Origin of the sequence: Calothrix sp. PCC 6303 (assembly GCF_000317435.1) — a bacterium.
Classification (GTDB): domain Bacteria; phylum Cyanobacteriota; class Cyanobacteriia; order Cyanobacteriales; family Nostocaceae; genus PCC-6303.
Genome location: NC_019751.1, coordinates 5,143,274 through 5,157,572, shown reverse-complemented (window position 1 = coordinate 5,157,572; position 14,299 = coordinate 5,143,274). Strand labels below are relative to the sequence as shown.

Here is a 14,299-nt window from a genome sequence, read left to right as displayed (position 1 = left end):
GATTTTACAGCAAATTCTATTTACAGCTATTTTCAGGTAAATACACCATACTATACGGGTTTAGCAATGAACTTTACCTCTACTACTGATGTAGTTCAATTAGATGAAAACTGCTGTAATAATTTTGCGATTTGTTGATTAATAATAGAAACATCAAATCTTTTGCTGGCATTTTGTTTAGCGCTGATTGCTAGTTGATTAGTAGTATCTGGGTTTTCAACACAGCTTGTTATGACTTGTGCGAGTTCTTCCGGTTCTCCGGGTGTGACTAAAAAGCCATCTATACCAGGTTCAATTAATTCTACTGCTCCACCTGCTTTGGCTGCAATCACAGGTTTAGCAGATAGCATTGCTTCTACTATCACTCTACCAAAGGGTTCGGGGGCTGTAGATGTGTGGGCAATCAGATTACATGCTGCCATTAATTGGGGAATATCATCACGAAATCCTAAAAATTTGACTCTATTTTCTAAACCGAGTTTTGCAACTTGTTGGTGTAATTTATCAACATAATCTTTCTCCCCAAATAAGGCATCACCAACTAAAAGAATGATGACTTGTGGAGGTGATTTAACTAAGGCTTCTATGAGTATATGTTGTCCTTTCCATGGTGAAAGACGGCTGAAGTGTCCCACGACAAATTTATCTGTAATTTCTAAGTTGTCGCGTAATGTATTAGTTTCAAATGGGTCAATTTGATATAGTTGTGAGTCAAAGCCGTTGTATACGACTTCGGTAAGTTTGGGATTACCTCCAGCAGCAATAAATGCATCTTTACTTGCTAGGGAATTAGCAATAATTAATGATGCGAATTTATTTGCTAAATTCACCGCAATCATTCGGTTAGTTTTGCTAAAGTGTGCGGGAGAAAGAATATCATGGAGATGATAAACTAAAGGGCGACGACTAATAAAACTTGCTAAAGCACCAACAACTAAAGCTTTTTGGGTGTTGGCATAAATTAAATCATAGTTACGGGCGATTTTGGCAACTTTTTGGATTAATGGTAAAAGCTGGGTGATACTTCCTAAACCCTGTGCTAAGTTGCTTTCTTTGCGAACTTGAATTTGATTGTTAGTTAAAATTTCAACAGGAATTTGATTTTCTTCTAGGAGATTTTTGAAGGAACCATCAGCGAACAAACCAACCAGACAATTATCTTGATATGGTTTAGCAATGTCTATTAGGCATAATTCGGCACCTCCTGGTTTACCGCTTTGATCTAAGAAGAATATTTTCATTGTTAGTTGATTGCCGTAGTAAAGTTTGTTTTAACAGTTTGTCTGTATATTGTGAATTATATCAACGAGAAATATGGGAAAATTTTGCTAGTAAAAATTAAAAAAAGGGGAACACAATTATTTCAAAATAGCTTGTCATTTTTTCATATATCAGATATCAAGTAATATTTAAAGAGGTATAAATCCAAATTTTAAACAACCTGTTAACTGACCAGAACGCCATGCTAATACTTTGATCCATTCTGCCATAGTTTCTTTATTGCGAACTTTGAAACGTAATAGTTCTAGAATGAAGACGATTGGTACTTTAATGAAAGTTTTCCACGACATTAGTTGTTTTGGCAAGGGATAATTATGGCGTTTTTTATACAACAGAGCTTCGTAAATACCGACTTTCCAAGCGTGGTCGCAAATCGCTTTGAAGTCTTTTCGTAAACGATAATGAACTATGGCATCAGGGATTTCACAGACATGATGTCCAGCTTCTTGAAGCCGCCAAGCATAATCAATATCTTCAATCATGAGGAACCCTTCGTCAAATCCACCAATCTTTTCGTGGAGCGATCGCTTAACTCCCATATTACTACTAATCACGACTGGTAAGTAGGGATGGTCAAAAGTAACACCTGTAGTTTCGGGGAGTCCGTGATTTTTAAGGGTAACTTGATCATTTAACTTGATGTTATTATTCCGACCAGCAACAAATTCATACTGAACAAGCGCCATCCCCATAGCTGCAACCCAACCAGGTGCAACTTGATCATCTGCATCACAAAATGCTAATGATTCACTATACGCGGCTTTTGCTCCCAAATTTCGAGCATAGGAGGGTCCCGCTTTAGCAGATGCATCGACGATACGGAAATTAGCAATTCTGTGTTGATATCGTTGTGCGATCGCAATTGTGTTATCTGTAGAACCATTGTCTGCAACAATTACTTCCCAAGGTTCTAGCCATTGCTGATTAGCTAAGGCTTCTAATTGTACAGCAATCGTATCTTCTGCGTTGAAGCATGGCACAATTACACTTAGTTTCATTCAAAATCCACCCTTGCTCTTGAACATTTACAAGATTCTTAATCTTGATTGTAGATAAATCTAGCAGAGTTATAAATAATCTGAAAAAAGAATAATCCTGTATTTTTTGAAAATTAATTATATTTCACCCACAACCCTTTTATTCTAAAGAGCTAGCATTAGAATGTCTTCATATCTAGCTTGAAAAAGTGAGTAGGGAATAATCAAAATTTCTCAAAGCTATAGTTGTAAGTTCCAGATTACAGCTAATAGCCTTTTCAGTTGTTCTAAGCAAGTAGGCATAAATAAAACATAGACGCGGTAGACACGGAGTGACTTCTGTAAGTGCGGCTTCTCGCAGAGTATTATATAAATAACTGTCAATTCAACTAAAAGCCTTACCTCAAGTTCCTACTACCTTGTTATAACGAGAATTTTCAACACCAATCTTCAAAACCAACTTACTTAGTGTACGAAATTCATGTTGACTACTTACTCAAAAGAACAGTTCTGACTTGTTGAGCTATTTTATCCCAATTAAAATTGGTGGTGGTGTAATCTCTACATTCGCTGCGGGAAGGTATATTGATTTTACCTAATAATGCATCTTCGAGAGTTTGCGCGATCGCGTTTTCACTCCGAGAACTAGTAATTAATTCGGGTGAAAATTGTTGTACGATTTCTGGCATTCCCCCAACTGGTGTACAAATCACCGGAGTTCCGGAAGCTAAGGATTCAACTAATGCTAATCCAAATCCTTCAAATGCTTGACTAGGCATGACACTGAAGTCTGCTGCTTGATATGCTATGGGTAAATCTTCATCGGGAAGAAAACCGATAAATTTGACGTTATTTTCCAATCCCAACTCTTTGGTTTGTTGTTGTAATGCTGCTTCTAAAGGTCCACGTCCGCCGATTGCTAGCCAAACATCGGGTATCCTAGGTTTAATTAAAGCGATCGCATTGAGTAATTTATCGATTCCCACACGGTTTACCAAACGACGAGAAGTAAAAAGAATGGGACGATCTAAAGGAAAGTTTAACCTGCTGCGGGCTTCTTGTGCTGATAAACGGGGGGCAAATTTTTGGGTATCCACACCACCAGGGATGACATGAATTTTCTCTTCGGGAATTTCATACTGTTGGTGGAGAATTTTACCAAAAGCTTGGCTTAAAACAATAAAGCGATCGCATTTTTGATATGTTCTTTTTTCAACCAACCACTTTTTGAAAAAATTACTCAGTTTTTGTTGATTAACTTCTTGCTCACTTTCCGATACCCAAGGACCATGAAAATTGAAGGTAATTGGCACATCTTTGGGCAAAATATCCATAATTGGGAAGCTATAAAGTGCAAAATGCAAATTTATCGCATCAGGCTTTTCCCCTCTTGTTTTACGAAAGTTATTTCTACATGACCAAAATCGCTGTAAAATACTGTCGTTTGCAGATGCTAAGTTTGTTAACTTGATTGGGTAATTTGATTCAACTTCGGGTAAATCAATTCCACACAACTCAACCCGGTCGTGATTTGCTGCTAATGTATGAGTTAAATCGTATACATAACGTTCTAATCCACCTGGAGTCTTGGGAAACCAACCCAAACCCATACATAGGATAGAAGCAGATTTTTCTAATTGTTCTTTAGCAGTGCTTTCGATCAAATATAGTTCCTTCGATTCAACATTCGCTTCCATTGCTTGCAATCACTTTGTGTTTCACTCCACAAACATTGTACACAGCTTTTATAGCCTTACCGGACTACTCAATTAATGGCTATAGCCATTTTGATTATTTATAGTAACATTTATTTTTTCCCTCTATTAAAGCTATTTCCAGGTAAATACACCATGCTGTAGTAGTTTAGCATTGCGCTTTACAACCATGTTTGATGTCTTGCAAATAGGTAAAAATTACTGGAATAAGAGAATATTTCAAAAGTCCTGTTCTTGGCGTTAAAGCCTTATGGATCGGCTTTTCCGTAGTATAGGTGTTCCCAGAGGCTAAAAGCTAGTGTTCCCCACTTTTCAGCGCTAAAGGGTATATCTAAGTGCCTAAAATCATAGCCAAACACTTTTCAAGCACCCTTTAGGGGAATCATTAAAATCTTGAAAAAATGATGTAATGTTTATAAATTTTAGATAAATCTGCCATAGGTAATATATGTTTTTGCTAGTTTACATAGGGATATAGATATTTTGTAGATTCTTCCACTGGAAAATATCAAAACCAGACAGTTGATAAAAATACTATTTAAATACCTACGGAATGTGAATATAAAACTAGACTCATTCATCAATATATCTCGCTGTCGCCAAATTGTTACAGCATTTTTCAGATATTTAAATATCAAAAATAGGGTTTTAGCAATGCTAAACCCCCACAAGATAGGGAATTTACTAAAAAATAGCCGTAAATTGATATCGTCATTTTTTTGCGGATTACTATTATCTATTTTCGTAGCTGCATGTTTTACGCCCAGTGGAGTATCTGCAATTACCTATAAAACTTCCTGGATTGGTAATAGCTTCGGTGCAGACAATAAATGGGTACAAATCCGAGTCATGGGAATGCATGTGGCAGCGGATGGAACTGTTTATACCAATAGTGATTGGGATGAAGCAGGTAGGGAAGTGGGATTTTATCGAGATGGGAAGGTAGTCGGAAAAGCCGAGGATTTACATGGTTGGGGACGTTCGGGTGGTGTTGCGATCGCAGCCGACGCTAAATATATATACTTGTCAATGAAACATGATCGAGTCGGGAATGCACCGAAGGATGAAGATTATCCACCCGATAAAGTAAATTGGCATTGTGTACGACGTTACGATTTATCGGGTAAACCTGCACCATTTCCTGGCGGCAGAGGTCACGACAAGAGTATGCTCATTGTGAGCGAGAAGAACGAAGTTACCGGGATTGCAGTCGCCTCAACTGAGATGTATGTCAGTGAAGGTGGTGCAAACAAGGTTTATGTGTATGATAAAAATACAATGAAACTGCTGCGTAGCTTTGCGGTTCCCAATCCTCAAGAAATTGCCATTGACAAAAAAGCAGAACTATGGGTAGCTCAAGGGAAAAAAGGTGCGACCCCAGGAAAAGTTTTACATTACACCAAAGATGGTAAACAATTATCTGGAACCATAAATGAAGCTTTGGAACCCAGTGCGATCGCATTCGATAACCAAGGTAGACTTTTGGTTGCTGACAACAGCCAACGTCAACAGATTTTAATTTACAACATCAGCAATAAACCCAGCTTAGTATCAACCTTGGGTGTCAAAGGTGGAGTTTTTAGCGGTACCCCTGGTGAAGTTGGTGATTTGAAGTTTTCTGGCATCACCGGAGTGGGAAGCGATCGCAATGGTAATATATACGTTGCCAATAATGGTTTTAATAGTTCGGGTACAGACATCCGGAAATTTTCCCCCGCTGGAAAAATGCAATGGCGTTTACTAGGGTTGCATTTCCTGGATAATGCAGATGTTGATCCTAGTAGCGACGGTTCCAGCGTCTTCACTAAAGAAGAACGGTTTGTGATGGATTACAGCAAACCCCCAGGACAACAGTGGAAATATCAAGGTTACACCCTCAACCCCTTTAAATATCCCCAAGATCCTCGCTTAACTAGACCGTATGATGCCACAGTTATGCGGCGCATCCAAGGAAAACAATTGATGTTCCTCAACGACATGTATGGTGGAAGTCTACTAGTTTATCGCTTCAACAAAGCCACAGATGGAGAAATTGCCATACCATCTACTTGGTTTGTGGGTTCCCGTGAAAATAACAAACCTGCAATTGACGGGAATTATCCCCCCTCCCAACCTGCATCTGGGGAGTGGATTTGGCGAGATCAAAATGGCAACGGTACTTTTGAAGCCAACGAATACGATCGTAGTCAAGACCATCCCTATATTGGCGGTTGGTGGGTCGATAGTAAAGGGGATATTTGGAAAGCTTTACGAACTCAAGATGGTGTCGGTATTCGTCGCTACCGCTTTGGTGGATTTGACAAATATGGGAACCCCATTTACAGCTACAAAGCTATGGAAAAACAGAAACATCCTAGTATGTTTACTGATTTACGACGTATCGAATATTTTCCCGAAACCGACACGATGTATCTATCGGGATTTACCAAAGAAACACCAGCCATTAACCAAGATTATTCTAAGTCCATTGGTTCAGAAATTGCCCGTTTCGACAACTGGAGTAAAGGTAATCGTAACCCTAGTTGGCGGATTGTTTTACCAACAGATAGCAGCGCACCACCAGAAGTTCTCCCCCCAGCAGCGATGAGTGTAGCGGGAGATTATGTATTTGTGACAACAGTGAAAACTTGGGAAGTGTATGTTTACGAGACTAAAACTGGAAAACTAGTACAGAAATTAAAACCAGGTACAGAAGTTTCTGGGGAACTAGGTTGGGTAGATATTGCCTATGGAATTCGCGCTTTCCGTCGTTCTAATGGTGAATATTTGGTTTTTGTGGAGGAAGATTTTAAAGGTAAAGTGATTATGTATCAGTTGAAAAAATAATCTAATTAATATCCCCTAAATCTATGGCTTCTCTGGTTTAGGGGTATTCTTATGCAGTGTGTTTAAGCTATTTTCAGTTAAATAGAGCACATTGTAGGGGTTTACTATTGCTAAACCAGGTTGACGTTGTTCAAATAGGTGAAAACGGCTGTAAGCTTAATCTTTGCTGAAGTATTTACAAAATCCCGTTAAATCTTAAAAGTTTTTAGCTTGATGTGTGACGGAATCGAATTTCCAACGCTTTTCATATGCCGTTACTCCATACAAATTAAATGTCACAACTGGTTCATTTCCTAATGCTTCAATGCAGTGGATAGCATCGGGAGTAAAACCAATAATATCACCGGGAACCAAAATTTTTTCCCCGATACATTCAATACGATTGGGATATTTTAATGTGGGAACTTTTCGCCAAAATTTATTTTTTTCCTGTCCACCCACAACAGCCACAATTCCCCAAGTTGCATGATTATGGATAGGCGAAATATTTCCAGGGAGCCAAGCAACCATCTGGATAGTTAAAGGAAACTCATACTCATCATACAGGAATTCGACAGACCAACCAGGGTCAATTGGTGGTTCGCTAAACTCCATTTGTAGCCAATAGGAACTAGCTAATAATTTCCGTACCAGTGGCATAATTGCCTGAATGCGAAGACAATCATCGGTTATTGTATCAAGTATGTCTTCCAATTCCGTGAGAAATCGGTATAAGCGATAGGGTTTTTCTGGTAAAGCAAGTTCCTCCAGGTTTAAGGCAATATAGTCACCACTATCATTTACTAGCCAGTCTTGAGAATGCATACCATTTGTAGAAATCGCCATTATTTTCCCGTAAAGCACCATCTATAGAATATGACGAATGATAAAGGCGATCGGATTTATAATAGTTGTTTAAGATACGCGATCGCACAAAGTGATTGCCAAGGGTATCCCATAGCTGTGATTGATACTAACTCTGGGTTACAGATATATTAATATTTTCGAGAATGACTTACGTATTGTCCGTGGATATTGACTATATAGGGAATTAGGTAAGTTACAGCAGCAGAAATCCAGCGTTCACGAGACATTTCTCCTTTAGCAAAAGCTGAACCGTGATTGATAATAAATAGGATAGAACCAACCACAACAGAGACTTTTAATGCTGTTGGCACCATATTTCGGTCGAAAAGACATAAGCAAAATTCCTTAAGAGTTTTCATCTAATTAATGTTTCACAGAAGCATTTCCATGAATTTTTACTACTACCCTATCAATTATATTTTGATAGTTGTATACAAATCCACAATTCTGTAGAGACGTAGCACTGCTACGTCTTTACAACCATCATTTTCATCTTTTACAAATTCTATTTTTTAGGGTTTGTGGAAACAAAGTTTAAATATGTGAACTTTGCATCACCACTTTTCCCGTTGGACGAGGAACCCTTGCATCTGTTTCTAATGTCACAACTAACCCAGAAAACTGTGGGTGTGTAAATTCTTGGTACATTTGATTTGTAAATGGTAATTCATAGGAAGCTGTTCCCCAGGAATAGGGTTTGACTTGACCGCAAGGTAATTTTTTGTCAGCAATAACTGTCCATAATACATAAACTTGCCCGGGGGGTGGAGCAGGAAGATTTTGGAAAATCATCACCGCTTTTTGTTTTTGGGAATTAATAACTATACTTCCCGAAGTGTTATCTGTAATGTTATTTTTAGAATTATTATTAGAGCTAGCTGCTTCAAAAGTATATAATCGCGTTTGGGAATTTTGCAGCATATTTTTGACCACTTGAGCTTGGGTAAAATCCTGGCGTAATTTTTGATTATCTGCGGTGACAACACCTAAATTTTGCCGCAAGCGATAGTTATCTATCCCTAAAATGACAACAAATAAAGCAGCAATACTACCAGCAATTTTTGTCCATCGTCGAGATGCTTTCGGTGTTATTAAGTTATCAGTTTGCTGAATTGGAATATCATTTATATTAGATTGTTGAGTTGTGATTACTTCGGCTTCCGAGAGAATTTTACTTAACAAATTAGCAGGTGGTTCTACCTCGACAAAACCATCTACAACCTGTCGTAAAACTTCCTGCAAATCCTCAACTTCGGCAATTAATTCGGGATGTTCATCAAGTAATAACCGAAATTCTTCAGCTTCTTCTGGGGAAAGGTCATCCACAACAAATCCCGCAGCTAGATTTTTTATATATTCAGAATCAAAAGATTTATTCATATATTAATATATCTGCATCGAGTAAAATCCGTTTGAGTTTTAATAATCCTTGACGGGTGTTAGTTTTGACTGTACCCAGGGGAATATCTAGTTGTTTAGCGATTTCCGATTGACTCAAACCCTGGTTATAAGCTAATTCGATGACCTGACGTTGCTTTTCTGGGAGTTCAGAAAGCGCGTGATTAACTCTTTGCGATCGCTCTGTGAAACTAGCTTGCTCCACAGGTGTTGGTTCTGGTGTTTTGTCATTGCTCATTTTTCCTACTTTTTCCACAAGCTTTAGTTGTCTAGTGCGATCGCGTAGTTTGTCGATGGCACGCGATCGCGTTATCGTGATTAAGTAGCGGACAAAAAAGCGACAATCGGGATTAGTAGATGCTTTTCGCCACAATGTCAAAAATATTTCCTGGGTTAAATCCTCAGCTTCCTGGGGATTTGCCAAAATCTTCAGTGCTAATCCATACACCAAACGACCGTGACGATTAAACAAAACACTTAATGCCGCAGCATCGCCATTTTTAAGTGCCACAAACAAAGCTTCATCCGTCACATCGGTAAGCCCTGTTAAATTCGACTGGGATTGTTTAGGCTCCATGCGATTTTTAACCCATGTCTAAACTAATACAGTCGTCCGTTTTGCATATTTCTTCTGTCATCACCTCGCTCCACAATGCACACAGAGATCTTTTTGCTTAAAAAAGCCGTATATATAATATGACGACTGAGGGAAGCGATCGGATTTAGTTTTCGATGGGGAGGGGGATGTAGGTTATAATTCAATACGGTTCAGTTAAGGCTCGAATAGCTGTAAAATAGGCATTGTTTCCAAAAATGGAAATCAAGTACGGTGCATCTTAAAGAATTCTCATTACTGTCTCCCAAGATACAAAGTACGGAGATATTCAAAGCGATAGAGGTAGCGATTCCAGCAACTTCAATCGAACAAGCGATAAGCCTACGGCATGGCTTCGCTTACCGCTAAAACTAAAGTCGAAGAGGAACGTCATCGCTCGTTACCAGCACAGCTTGTAGTTTGCTTAATAATAGCAATGAGCCTGTGGTCGAGAGATTCAATGCGGGATGTACTAAAAAATCTTATTGATGGTCTTTCAGAGGCATGGGTAAAAATTGGTAAATATTGGCGTATCCCATGTAAATCAGCTATAACGCAAGCCAGACAACGACTAGGAGCAGGGGTGATGAGACAGTTGTTTCATCAGTTAGTGCAACCAATGGCAACTAGCGAAACAGTAGGAGCTTTTTTAAATGGATTACGAATCGTAGTAATTGATGGAACCTGCTTAGATATTCCAGATAGCGATGAAAATGCAAGGGTTTTTGGTCGTCCTGGTAGTCGTCCTGGTACGCGAGCTGCATTTCCCAAAGTTAGATTAGTGATTTTGGTAGAGGCAGGAACACATCTAATTTTCGATGCACTAATGTGCCCATATAAGATTGGAGAGCGAGTCAGGTCACTAAAACTATTACGTTCGGTAACATCTGGAATGTTGTTAATGTGGGATAGGGGTTTGCATTCCTACGCAATGGTACAAACAACGGTAAGTAAAGGTTGTGAGTATTTAGGAAGAATTCCTGCCAATGTTAAATTTTTAAACGAAGAAGCTTTAGACGATGGCTCGTATTTAAGTTATATTTATCCATCTGGCAAATTAAGAAAAAAAGGTTTTGAGCCAATACAAGTACGAGTCATTGAGTACACAATTGAAAATCCTGACAATCTAGAAGAACCAATTAAATATCGTTTAATTACGAGCTTATTGGACATTGAAAAATTAAGTGCCCATTTGCTAGCTTCTGAGTATCATCAACGTTGGGAAGTTGAAAATACGATTGATGAACTCAAGGTACATCTTTTGGGACGCAAAACTCATATTCGTTCTCAAAAACCACGGGAGGTGGTGCAAGAAGTTTACGGTTTGTTACTGGGACATTGGGCTATTCGGTTATTAATTTTTCAAGCTGCAAGCAACGCAAATGTTTCACCCTTACGTCTAAGTTTCACAGGAACATTACGAGTTGTTCGTCGTGCCCTTCCCAAATTTCAGCGCTTGCAACCACAAGAACTGCCTTTTTTTTTAGTTGGTTAACTATGGAGATTCTTGACCAACTTTTACCTGAAAGGGTTCATAGAAACAACCCAAGGGTTGTCAAAAAGCCTGTATCAAAATTTCGCTCGAAAAAGGTTAAACACAGAGGTACTGGAACAATAACCAATCCTCCTGTGTTTGTTATTTCAAGCACTGCATAGCCTTAACTGAACCGTATTGGGTTATAATTTGCCAAGCTGAGTCATCACCATTTGTAGATTTTGGCATCAACTTAATTAATGCCCTGAGTACCTTATTTATCAAGGTTGTATCCGGTGGTAGCTAGCGATCGCTTTTCTCAAAGATGTTTAATGTTGCCCATCACCCTCCACATCATAACCGATCAAATCTTAGCGATCGGTGTGCATGGGCGTTGCTCCCGGTTGTATCTCAAAGAGCATACAAAACTCTAAACCTGCGGACAGGAGGAGTTTCGCTATCTAAATAATCTTCAAATAACTGACGACTCAAGCCTAAGCGCTCAAACTGCTCTAGGTCAGACTTAGTGAGCGGATAAGGCATTTTTCCAGGAGGATCAGATTTCTCTCGACCTCTTGCTATGACAAGCAATTGACCTGATGGTGCTACAAAACTACTGATTTTCAAGATGGCAGCAGAACGTAACTCAGGTGGGAGAACTTGAAGCGTATAGGATTCTAAAACAAAGTCAAAACTCTGAAACCAAGTATTGGGTGGATTGAGCAAATCTACCATCTGGTAGGACACTTGAGAATTATGGAAACGACGCTTACACTCTGAAATTGCGGTTGATGAGATGTCAAATGCCATAACATCAAAGCCTTGTTCAGCCAAGAATTCGGCATCATCTCCGTAACCACAACCTACCGTAAGTGCCGTTTTTCCTTTGCCTGATAAATCCTGTTGTATGAACCAATCAACTAAATTTGGGTTTGGAGCTAAATCAGCCCAAGGGACATCAGCATAATTGTTTCCAGCTTCAGCATAGAGTACCTCAAACCACCCTGTGACATCTATGCGGTCTAGGAATTCTGACGCTAATTGTTGTGCACGTTGACGAGACATTTTATTTGCCCGGACTTTCCATATAGTTCTGTTTAATCTCCCCAATTTCAGTATTATACCGAATCTTTCCTTTATATTAGGTGACGACTGAGGGAGGCGATCGGATTTAGTGTTAGATGGAGATATTTGATTTTAAAGAAACTTAATAATTAATTGGGATGGGCGTGGGGTAAATTCGTCAACGTTTCCTTTGCTAATTCAAGAACAGCGATCGCTACTGTAAATCTGTAAATCAATGACTTTCCAGATGCCGAGAAAGTTTAGATGCTCCAGCGAGAAAAGCCGCTTTTGTACCTAATACATAACGCTCCCCTCTATACCAACGAATAATATCAAAAACATCAAATACCAGACAAATAGTCAGGGAAAGGACTAATGCCACAGCCCAAAGGTAAAGATAAGGTGAATTGATAAATAGAATTTTTGACCCTACCCAATTCGTCAAAAGACGAAGCTCTGCATAGGTCAATAGTGGTATCCAAGGAATTAGGTGTCCAATTCCCAACAAACGAACCAATCCGGAGTATCGATAAGCAATCAAGACAAGAAGTATGATGGTCGGAGGTAAACTTAGCAATGTGTACTGTCCTAGGGGTTCATCTAGAAAAAACACTGAGTTTAACAGAACTAAATTTAACCAGAAAAGCCAAATCTTCACCCAGGTTTTCATGGCAAGCCAAGAATAGCCAATCAGTTTCCATCGGTTTCTAATCATTTCAGTGATTTAGTCAAGTAGGTTGACTAAATAGTAAATCTCCTTGACTAAAATATCAAGTACTTGTACTATTTTTTTATGGAGCAGCAAAAAGCTATTGAAAAATTTCAGGCATTTGTGGCAAATGAGGGAGATACCTTGCTAAGGCTTCTGACTAAGGCTGAACAGGTTATCGCTCAAAAGACGCTTGCTCAAGTCAGAAATCTAGGGTATGACAATATTTCCCTAGCTGAACTTCGTGTAATGCAACAGTTATGCCTCTCAGGGATGCGGATGACAGAACTTGCAGAGCAAACCAAGTTATCAAAGCAAGCAATTGGTCAATTAATTGATTCCTTGGAAAAGAAAGCATTCTTAGTTAAATTACCAGACCCTAGCGATAGACGTGCCAAGACGATCGCTTATACGGATCGAGGCTATCAATTAATAATAGATGCGATTGATGCAACCTTCATTGTTGAAAATGAAGTTTCTAAATTGCTTAAACAAGAAGCCCATCAATGCTTGAAAAGAAGTCTCCTGACCTTGAACGAGGAGTTCACAAAAGATACTTAACTAGCAAAACTTTAACGCGAAGAAAAAAGTTTGAATTTAATTAAATCCAATTCCCACCCTCAGTCGTCTTAGTAAGTAGATGCACCACTATTGACTATTCTTGTGGCAGCATACCGCCATTAAACACTTTCAGCTTGACGACAGGAAGACTTTTATGCATAAACACGCGAATTTGTTGCTCAAAATTTGTCTGAGCAGCCTAGTTTTGACTGCATCTATGGTTGTAACAACCTCAACTAGTATCTCTGCAACTGAAGCTCAATCATCAATTACCAAGATTGCTCAAGGGAATCCCTGTGCTGGGAAAAATCCCTGTGCAGGTAAAGTGAAATCTGTGGGGGGACCTCTGGCTAAGGAACTTCAGGGTAAACCTGTAGTGGTGGATGTATATGCTACTTGGTGCGCTGGTTGCAAAAATATTGCTCCTACTCTATCGCAGTTGAAACAGGAATATTCTGGTAAGGTAAATTTTGTAGTCTTGGATGTGACTGATAAAGGTAAGCTCAAACAGACGGAAGCAGCAGCGCAAAGACTGGGTTTAGGTAAATTTCTAGAAGCTAACAAGAGTAAAACAAGTACAGTGGCTATTGTTGACCCTGCAACTGGAAACATTTTAGCTATGTATAAAAATAATGCGAATAAAGCTGACTATACCAAAATCCTGAACGCTGCTGTGGCGAAAAAGTAGGTCAAAAGTAGTGGGAGCGTCTCGCTCCCTGGTGCTACAGGATTGGCGATCGCCTTTTATCACATACACTTTTATTTATCAAGGTTGTATCCGGTGGTAGCTAGCGATCGCTTTTCTCAAAGATGTTTAACGGTTCAAATCACCGGCACGCCTAAATTGTTCGC

General features: G+C 39.1%; 13 protein-coding genes and 1 pseudogene. 5 read left to right on the top strand and 9 right to left on the bottom strand.

The window, feature by feature from the left end; genetic code table 11:
- Positions 1-95 precede the first annotated feature (95 nt).
- From CAL6303_RS20900 to CAL6303_RS20890, 3 genes are all read right to left on the bottom strand, one after another.
- Positions 96-1,241: a glycosyltransferase family 4 protein gene (locus CAL6303_RS20900; RefSeq protein WP_015199821.1), complete on the bottom strand. Its 1,146-nt coding sequence runs from the start codon at positions 1,239-1,241 to the stop codon at positions 96-98.
- A gap of 168 nt (positions 1,242-1,409) precedes the next feature.
- Positions 1,410-2,279, bottom strand: coding sequence for a glycosyltransferase (locus CAL6303_RS20895; RefSeq protein WP_015199820.1), 870 nt, complete (start codon positions 2,277-2,279; stop codon positions 1,410-1,412).
- Positions 2,280-2,746: 467 nt separating this feature from the next.
- Positions 2,747-3,868 carry a glycosyltransferase family 4 protein gene (locus CAL6303_RS20890; protein WP_144051141.1) on the bottom strand — a complete coding sequence of 374 codons (1,122 nt, stop codon included), beginning with the start codon at positions 3,866-3,868 and terminating at the stop codon, positions 2,747-2,749.
- A gap of 759 nt (positions 3,869-4,627) precedes the next feature.
- Between CAL6303_RS20890 and CAL6303_RS20885 the strand changes: the two genes are divergently transcribed.
- A complete protein-coding gene (locus CAL6303_RS20885) occupies positions 4,628-6,799 on the top strand; it encodes an NHL repeat containing protein (protein WP_015199818.1) in 2,172 nt (723 codons plus the stop codon).
- A 195-nt stretch (positions 6,800-6,994) separates the two neighbouring features.
- Here CAL6303_RS20885 and CAL6303_RS20880 read toward each other — a convergent pair whose 3' ends face one another.
- Positions 6,995-7,624 (bottom strand): hypothetical protein, encoded by a 630-nt coding sequence (locus CAL6303_RS20880; RefSeq protein ID WP_015199817.1) that lies wholly within the window; start codon positions 7,622-7,624, stop codon positions 6,995-6,997.
- 30 nt (positions 7,625-7,654) lie between these two features.
- Between CAL6303_RS20880 and CAL6303_RS31545 the strand changes: the two genes are divergently transcribed.
- Entirely contained in the window at positions 7,655-7,777 is a 123-nt protein-coding gene (locus CAL6303_RS31545) for a hypothetical protein (RefSeq protein WP_255348433.1), read from the top strand.
- Here CAL6303_RS31545 and nrtS read toward each other — a convergent pair.
- The 3 genes from nrtS to CAL6303_RS20865 all read right to left on the bottom strand — a co-directional run bounded on the left by nrtS (position 7,774) and on the right by CAL6303_RS20865 (position 9,620).
- The gene (nrtS, locus tag CAL6303_RS20875; protein ID WP_015199816.1) at positions 7,774-8,004 is read right to left on the bottom strand and encodes a nitrate/nitrite transporter NrtS; all 231 of its coding nucleotides are present in this window, start codon (positions 8,002-8,004) and stop codon (positions 7,774-7,776) included. The two genes, CAL6303_RS31545 and nrtS, sit on opposite strands and share 4 nt — an antisense overlap.
- A 175-nt stretch (positions 8,005-8,179) precedes the next feature.
- Positions 8,180-9,025, bottom strand: coding sequence for an anti-sigma factor (locus CAL6303_RS20870; RefSeq protein ID WP_015199815.1), 846 nt, complete (start codon positions 9,023-9,025; stop codon positions 8,180-8,182).
- Entirely contained in the window at positions 9,018-9,620 is a 603-nt protein-coding gene (locus CAL6303_RS20865) for a sigma-70 family RNA polymerase sigma factor (protein WP_015199814.1), read from the bottom strand. Before CAL6303_RS20865 ends, CAL6303_RS20870 begins: the two co-directional genes overlap by 8 nt.
- Before the next feature lie 354 nt (positions 9,621-9,974).
- Here CAL6303_RS20865 and CAL6303_RS20860 point away from each other — a divergent pair.
- A pseudogene (locus CAL6303_RS20860) lies at positions 9,975-11,133 on the top strand (IS4 family transposase).
- A 390-nt stretch (positions 11,134-11,523) separates the two neighbouring features.
- On the opposite strand, the gene CAL6303_RS20855 reads toward CAL6303_RS20860, so the two are convergent.
- Both CAL6303_RS20855 and CAL6303_RS20850 read right to left on the bottom strand, forming a co-directional pair.
- The gene (locus CAL6303_RS20855) at positions 11,524-12,177 is read right to left on the bottom strand and encodes a class I SAM-dependent methyltransferase (protein WP_015199813.1); all 654 of its coding nucleotides are present in this window, start codon (positions 12,175-12,177) and stop codon (positions 11,524-11,526) included.
- A gap of 232 nt (positions 12,178-12,409) precedes the next feature.
- Entirely contained in the window at positions 12,410-12,892 is a 483-nt protein-coding gene (locus CAL6303_RS20850; RefSeq protein ID WP_015199812.1) for a hypothetical protein, read from the bottom strand.
- Positions 12,893-12,970: 78 nt separating this feature from the next.
- On the opposite strand from CAL6303_RS20850, the gene CAL6303_RS28645 reads away from it, so the two are divergent.
- Together CAL6303_RS28645 and CAL6303_RS20840 are read left to right on the top strand one after the other, a co-directional pair.
- Positions 12,971-13,447 (top strand): MarR family winged helix-turn-helix transcriptional regulator, encoded by a 477-nt coding sequence (locus CAL6303_RS28645; RefSeq protein ID WP_015199811.1) that lies wholly within the window; start codon positions 12,971-12,973, stop codon positions 13,445-13,447.
- Between the two features lie 154 nt (positions 13,448-13,601).
- Entirely contained in the window at positions 13,602-14,135 is a 534-nt protein-coding gene (locus tag CAL6303_RS20840) for a TlpA family protein disulfide reductase (protein WP_015199810.1), read from the top strand.
- Positions 14,136-14,299 lie beyond the last annotated feature (164 nt).

Bases quoted from the DNA above. Each gene is read 5' to 3' on its own strand.
- CAL6303_RS20900 (WP_015199821.1), bottom strand. From the start codon at position 1,241: ATGAAAATATTCTTCTTAGATCAAAGCGGTAAACCAGGAGGTGCCGAA.
- CAL6303_RS20895 (WP_015199820.1), bottom strand. From the start codon at position 2,279: ATGAAACTAAGTGTAATTGTGCCATGCTTCAACGCAGAAGATACGATT.
- CAL6303_RS20890 (WP_144051141.1), bottom strand. From the start codon at position 3,868: ATGGGTTTGGGTTGGTTTCCCAAGACTCCAGGTGGATTAGAACGTTAT.
- CAL6303_RS20885 (WP_015199818.1), top strand. From the start codon at position 4,628: ATGCTAAACCCCCACAAGATAGGGAATTTACTAAAAAATAGCCGTAAA.
- CAL6303_RS20880 (WP_015199817.1), bottom strand. From the start codon at position 7,624: ATGGCGATTTCTACAAATGGTATGCATTCTCAAGACTGGCTAGTAAAT.
- CAL6303_RS31545 (WP_255348433.1), top strand. From the start codon at position 7,655: ATGACGAATGATAAAGGCGATCGGATTTATAATAGTTGTTTAAGATAC.
- nrtS (WP_015199816.1), bottom strand. From the start codon at position 8,004: ATGAAAACTCTTAAGGAATTTTGCTTATGTCTTTTCGACCGAAATATG.
- CAL6303_RS20870 (WP_015199815.1), bottom strand. From the start codon at position 9,025: ATGAATAAATCTTTTGATTCTGAATATATAAAAAATCTAGCTGCGGGA.
- CAL6303_RS20865 (WP_015199814.1), bottom strand. From the start codon at position 9,620: ATGGAGCCTAAACAATCCCAGTCGAATTTAACAGGGCTTACCGATGTG.
- CAL6303_RS20855 (WP_015199813.1), bottom strand. From the start codon at position 12,177: ATGTCTCGTCAACGTGCACAACAATTAGCGTCAGAATTCCTAGACCGC.
- CAL6303_RS20850 (WP_015199812.1), bottom strand. From the start codon at position 12,892: ATGATTAGAAACCGATGGAAACTGATTGGCTATTCTTGGCTTGCCATG.
- CAL6303_RS28645 (WP_015199811.1), top strand. From the start codon at position 12,971: ATGGAGCAGCAAAAAGCTATTGAAAAATTTCAGGCATTTGTGGCAAAT.
- CAL6303_RS20840 (WP_015199810.1), top strand. From the start codon at position 13,602: ATGCATAAACACGCGAATTTGTTGCTCAAAATTTGTCTGAGCAGCCTA.